The sequence below is a fragment of the Actinomadura bangladeshensis genome (assembly GCF_004348335.1).
Taxonomy (GTDB): Bacteria; Actinomycetota; Actinomycetes; order Streptosporangiales; family Streptosporangiaceae; genus Spirillospora; species Spirillospora bangladeshensis.
Window position 1 is genome coordinate 1 of the sequence record NZ_SMJW01000371.1, and the last position, 5,776, is coordinate 5,776.

A 5,776-nucleotide genomic window follows, 5' to 3' on the forward strand; every position below is an offset into this window, starting at 1 on the left:
GTGGGGCGGGCAGTTGTGGGCGGCCGCCGATCTGCTCACTCCGATGGCCATTCGGGTGGCGGCGACATTGCGGCTGGCCGATCACATCGCGGGCGGCACGCGGACGGGCGAGGCGCTCGCCGCGGCGGTGGGCGCCGAGCCCGATGCGCTGAGGCGGCTGCTGGGGCATCTGGTCACCGCCCGTGTGCTGGTCTGTGAGGGAGACGGCGTCTACGGCCTGACGGGCCTGGGCGAGCAGCTTCGTGATGATCATCCAGGTGGTCCGCGGGCATGGCTTGATCTGGAAGGGGCCATCGGGCACGCCGATCTGAGCTTTGTCGAACTGCTGCACACCGTTCGCACCGGGGAGCCCGCGTTCCCGCGTCGGTTCGGCCGGACGTTCTGGGACGACCTGTCCGCCGACTCACGGCGTGCGGCGTCGTTCGACGCGCTGATGGGCGGGCGGCTCGCGGAGGAGATGCCCGCTCTGGTCGCCGCCTACCCCTGGGGTGGCCTTGGTCGCGTGGTCGATGTGGGCGGTGGCGATGGGAGCCTGCTGATCGCCGTCCTCCGCGCTCACGAAGATCTGCGGGGCACGGTGGTCGACCTGGCCGGGCCGGTCGCGCGGGCCGAGGAGGCCATCGCCGAGGCCGGTCTGGGCGATCGGGCCGACGCCGAGGTGGGCAGCTTCTTCGATCCCCTTCCCGCGGGGGCGGGCGGGTACCTGCTCTCGGGCGTCCTCCACGACTGGGACGACGAGCATGCCGCTCGCATCCTGCGGCGGTGCGCCGAGGCCGGCGCGGGGGCGGGGAAGGTGCTCGTGGTGGAGAACGTCGCCAACGTCGAGGGCTCCACCCGGGACACCGAGGGCGACCTGCGCATGCTCTGCTACGTCCGCGGCCGGGAGCGGACCCTCGGTGAACTGGGCGAGCTGGCCGCGTCGGCCGGTCTGCGGGTCGGCTCGGTCAGGCCGGGCGGGCAGCACTCGATCATCGAGTTGAGCCCGGACGGCTGACGTCACTCCTCGCCGGAGAAGCGCTCCCACGCGGACTGGCGGGTGATGCCCAGCGCCGCGCCGATCCGGGCCCAGGTGACTCCGCGGCGGCGCAGTTCCTGGACCCACGCGCGCAGGTCGGCCTCGACCTGGTCGATGGCGGCGGCGACGCGGGGGATGTGGTCGAGCATCTGGTCGTCGCCCAGCGACTCCCAGGGCGGCAGGCGCAACTCGGCCGGCTTGTCCTTGTACTCCTGGATGATCGCGTCGGCGAGGGACACGCACTCATTGCAGATGTGGACCCCCGGGCCGGCGACCATCCGGCCGACCTCGGTGTGCGGCTTGTTGCAGAAGGTGCACCGGATCGTCATGGCGGCTCCCGTCCGTCAGGGTTCGCCTGACACCCTAGAACGTCAGGGGCAGCCTGACAAGTGATCACTGCGTGGGACGATGGTGCGATGTCCGCTCCTGAGCCCATCGCCGCCGACGCGCCTGGGTCGATCGCGCGGCCGTGGCTCACGCAGTGGTGGCTCGACCTGGCGTTCGTCCACTGGGCCGTGGAACCGCGGCGGGTCGCGCCGCTGCTGCCGAAGGGCATCGAACCCGACACGCTGGACGGGGTCACCTATGTCGGTCTCGTCGCGTTCTGGATGCATCGGGTCGGGTGGCTCGGGCTGCCCGGCGTCCCGTACCTCGGGACGTTCCCCGAGACGAACGTGCGACTGTACTCGGTGGACGCGCAAGGGCGGCGGGGCGTGGTGTTCCGCTCGCTGGACGCCTCCCGGCTGCTGCCCGTGATGATCGCGCGGGCGGGGTTCGGGATGCCGTACCAGTGGTCGCGCATGTCCGTCCGTGCCCGCAAGAACGTCATCAGCTACACCAGTTCGCGGCGGTGGCCGGGGCCGCGCGGCGCCTGCAGCCGGATCGACGTGCGGATCGGAGAGCGGGTGGAGGAGCCCTCGGAACTGGAGCACTTCCTCACCGCCCGCTGGGGCATGCACAACGAGTTCCTCGGACGCGTGCGGTTCCTGCCGAACGTCCACCCGCGGTGGCCGCTGCACCGGGCGGCGCTGCTGCGCTGCGAGCAGGACCTCGTGGCGGCCGCCGGACTGCCGGGGCCGCTGGGCGAGCCGGTCAGCGTGCTGTACTCGCCGGGCGTGCCGGTGCGTTTCGGGCTTCCGGGCCGCTGATCACCTGCCGGGGAAGCGCATCACCGGGCATGTCCCGCACGGACAGCGGCCGCCCGCCGCGACCTGCGCAAGTCGGGCTGGGCGCCGGCCACCGCGGGCCTCTACCGGGAGCTTCACCGACGTCGACGGCACGCAGCCGGACTTCGCCGCCCACTGGGCCGAAGCGCTGGTGGACGAGCACGGGCCGCTCGGCGACCCGCTATAGCGCGCCGACGACGAGGCGGCCGTCCCGTTCGGCGACGTCCGTCCCGAAGGCGCGGCAGGCGGCGGTGAACCGCTCGGTGATCCAGGCGTGGTCGGCGCCCTGCGCGCACTCCGTCCGGGCGAAGCCGAGCCGGAGCGGCACCGCCTCGACGCGGGACGGCCGTCCCTCGTCCACGGTGACCAGGAACAGCAGGCCCAGGTCGTTGCGGCGGATCGGATCGACGATGTAGTCGTCGATGAAGTCGCCCATGTCGAACATGACCGGCAGGGCCACGCCGTGGAACACGTGCGCCGAGCTGCCCGCGACGAGCGACGCGCCTGCGTCCACGAGGCTCCGGGCCGCCCGGCGGACGTAAGGCAGGGGCTCCGAGGTCATGTTCGGGCCCCAGTGCGGCATGACGGCCACGGCGCCGGCATCGTCCCGCAACTCGCGGATCCGCCGCGCCAGGTCGTCCGGGACGCCCCGCCGCAGATCGGCGTAGGCGACACCGGGGCGGTCGGGTCCCGCGGCGAAGTCCGCCGGGTGGTCGGTGACGCCGACCACCGCGAGCCGCGTCCCCCGCGCCTCCAGCACGGCGGGCACCCGTGCCGCCGCGAGATCCTCCCCGGCGCCGACCGTCCGGATCCCCGCCCGTCCGAGGAGATCGACCGTGTCCGCCAGCGCGTCGGTGCCGTAGTCGAGCGCGTGGTTGTTGGCGAGTGTCACGCAGTCGACGCCCAGCTCGGCGAGGGCGTCGACCGCGGCCGGCGGCGCCCGGAAATGGAAGGGCTTGCCCGGGGCCTCCCAGGGCCGTCCGCGGTCGGAGACGCAGCACTCCAGGTTCAGCAGCGCCAGGTCGGCCTCCGCGAACGCGTCGCGCACGCCGCCGGAGAACAGGCCGTGCGGGCCGGACTCGGCGATCCGCATTCCCACGCCGCGCCCGAGCATGGTGTCCCCGGCGAGCGCCACCGTGATGGCCATCGGTCCCCCCCTCGACGGGACGTCCCCTCCAGCCTACGAAGCCCCGCGTGAGCAAGCTCACCTGCGCGCCGCCGGCGGACGACCTGCGAGGGCGCCCTCCCCCGCTACGACAGCGGGCGGCCCGGGCCCTTCTTGATCTGCTCGATGAACAGTTGCGCGAGGGCGTGCTGGCCGGCGACCGTGGGGTGGTAGCTGCGCGGCTCGGCCTCCAGCGCCGGCAGTTTCACGGCGAGGCCGTTCATGTAGGCGTCGGCGCTGCCCACCTCGTGGCCGGCGAACGCGCTGTAGGCGTCGACGAACTCGACGCTGCCGTGGGCGCGCGTCGCGGCCTTCCGCGCGTCGGCCTCGGCGGCGGACTGGCGGATCAGCTGCCCCAGATCGTAGGCGCGGGCGTTCAGCCAGCGCTGGTCCGACACCGTGATGTTGTCCCCGTCGACGCCGCTGACCTCGGAGAACGCCTTCGGGTAGCCCATCACGACCACCCGCGCGTACGGCGCCCTCGCGGTGATCTTCGCGAGCAGGGCCGGCAGGTCCTGCCGCAGCTCGGACATCTTCCCCGCGATCTCCTGGCCCTGCTCCGTGCAGCCCTTGCCCCACGGCAGCTTGACGACGCATCCCGCGAGGACCTTGGAGAACCCGACGTCGTTGCCGCCGATGCTGATCGTCACCAGGCTCGTGTCGCGGCCGATGCGGCCGATCTGCGGGGGTTCGCCGCCCCGCCCGTCCAGGACGTCGCCGGTCGTGGCGCCGGAGCAGGCCCAGAACGCGGTGCCCTTCGCGAACCGGAAGGCCCGCGCGACCTCGTGGTAGTACGCCTTGGACGTCCGGTGGCAGCGGTCGAGCGGGTTGTGGTCGGCCGGGGTCGCCTCCGCGCCGACGCCCGCCGAGTAGGAGTCGCCCAGCGCGACATAGGAGCCGCGCGTGGCCGCTTCGAGCGGCGTCGGCGCCCTCGTCGCGGCGACCGGATCGGCGCGCTTGTGCGGGGCCGGCGTACGGCATCCGCCGCCGAAGACCTCGCAGCGCGCCGCCGGCAGCGCCAGCACCGGGACGACGGCCAGCACCAGCAGCATCACCAGGAGGACGATCGCGGCCCTCCGCTCGCCGAGGCGGCCCCGCACCCATGCGACCGGGCTGATCATCGTCCTCCTTCGCGTCCATGGGCCAGACGTCCGCGGGGCGTCCCCGGTTCCCGCCTTTACATTGTAGATCACCATCTGGGACGCGTGCGGGCGGCGCCGCGTCCAAGTCACCAACGATAAGTCAGCGGGAGGTGCGCATGCTCGCGGCACCGACCGGCCTCGGCCTCTCCGCCGCGGCCGGCCTCAACGCCTCCATCCCGATGCCGGTCGTCGACGGCGTCAACGACGCCGTGCAGACGCTCGTACGCCCGGCCGGGCGGCCGGCGCCCACATGACGACGCGCGGCCCGAGGTCGTGCAGCCCGGCCTCGATCTCGGCGGCCCAGTAGGACCGGATGCCCGGCCCCCACTGCTCCTCGGGCAGTTCCGCGAACCCGTGGCGGGCGTACCAGGGGCCGTTCCACGGGACGTCACGGAAGGTGAGGAGGCTGACGCCGGGCGAGCCGGCCGCCGCCGCGCGCGCCATGACCTCCGCCAGCAGCCGGGCGCCGATCCCCCGCCCGGTCAGGTCGCCGCGCACCGAGATCTGCTCCAGGTGCGCGGCCCCGTCGACCTCCTCGACCGCCGCGAAACCGACCGGCGGGTCACCGGCCACCACGATCTCGGCGGGCTTGCCGATCAGCTGCTCGATCACCGTCGGGCCGGGCGGGAACACGATCCCGATCTCGGCGAACATCGGGTCGCCCGAGTTCTCGATGTCCGCCAGCGCCGGCAGGTCCTCGGGCCGCGCCGGCCGAACCTCGTAGTCCATCCCGCGATCGTAGGCCGCGCCCCCGCGCGGCGGCCTCCGGTTTACCGCCCGCGCCGATCATCTGGAACCACGACGGCGGCGAAGCTCCGCACGGAGGGACGCAGCAACTCAGGCACGGTGTCGTTCTACCGGTCCGCCGCCCGCTTCTCCAGCCGGCTGCCGCGCGGCAGTGTGACGGCCATGATGGTGCTGGGGACGTCCAGCTCGATGCGGTGCCAGCGCCCGCGCGGGACGACGGCGGCGGTCCCGGCCGTCAGCCTGATCTCCTCCTCCGGCCGTCCCTCCCGCTCCGGGCGGAGGCAGAGGCGGATCTTGCCGATCAGGCAGGACACGACCTCCTCGGCCTCGGGGTGGACCTCCCAGTGGTCGGCATGGACGTCCGCGCCCGTCTTGGCATGGAGGGCCGTCAGCCGCCAGCCGCCCTCGTCCTGGACTCCCGCTCCGGTGCGGATGGTGCCGCCCTGCCCGAGGTGGACGGCGGACCCGAAGAGGTCGATCGGGGTGACGGTCATGCCGGGCGTCCTTCCTGCGGGGCGGGCGGGGCCGTCCGGGGCAGGAC

7 protein-coding genes are annotated in these 5,776 nt (G+C 73.4%); 2 read left to right on the forward strand and 5 right to left on the reverse strand.

Features of this window, described 5'->3' with window-relative positions; genetic code table 11:
- Positions 1-994 (forward strand): methyltransferase (locus tag E1284_RS37770; RefSeq protein WP_424923532.1); only part of this gene is annotated, 994 nt, incomplete at its 5' end.
- Positions 995-996: 2 nt separating this feature from the next.
- Here the strand turns inward: E1284_RS37770 and E1284_RS37775 are convergent.
- Entirely contained in the window at positions 997-1,344 is a 348-nt protein-coding gene (locus tag E1284_RS37775) for a ClpX C4-type zinc finger protein (protein WP_131944945.1), read from the reverse strand.
- 87 nt (positions 1,345-1,431) lie between these two features.
- Here E1284_RS37775 and E1284_RS37780 point away from each other — a divergent pair, with 87 nt between their 5' ends.
- Positions 1,432-2,163: a YqjF family protein gene (locus E1284_RS37780; RefSeq protein WP_131944946.1), complete on the forward strand. Its 732-nt coding sequence runs from the start codon at positions 1,432-1,434 to the stop codon at positions 2,161-2,163.
- 199 nt (positions 2,164-2,362) lie between these two features.
- Here the strand turns inward: E1284_RS37780 and E1284_RS37790 are convergent, their stop codons facing one another.
- The 4 genes from E1284_RS37790 to E1284_RS37810 all read right to left on the reverse strand — a co-directional run.
- Complete coding sequence (locus E1284_RS37790) at positions 2,363-3,328, reverse strand: CapA family protein (RefSeq protein ID WP_131944947.1); 966 nt, start codon at positions 3,326-3,328, stop codon at positions 2,363-2,365.
- 104 nt (positions 3,329-3,432) lie between these two features.
- Positions 3,433-4,467 (reverse strand): SGNH/GDSL hydrolase family protein, encoded by a 1,035-nt coding sequence (locus E1284_RS37795; RefSeq protein ID WP_131944948.1) that lies wholly within the window; start codon positions 4,465-4,467, stop codon positions 3,433-3,435.
- Between the two features lie 219 nt (positions 4,468-4,686).
- Complete coding sequence (locus tag E1284_RS37805; protein ID WP_131944949.1) at positions 4,687-5,217, reverse strand: GNAT family N-acetyltransferase; 531 nt, start codon at positions 5,215-5,217, stop codon at positions 4,687-4,689.
- A 125-nt stretch (positions 5,218-5,342) separates the two neighbouring features.
- A partial coding sequence (locus E1284_RS37810; RefSeq protein WP_243714994.1) for a hypothetical protein occupies positions 5,343-5,776 on the reverse strand: 434 nt, incomplete at its 5' end.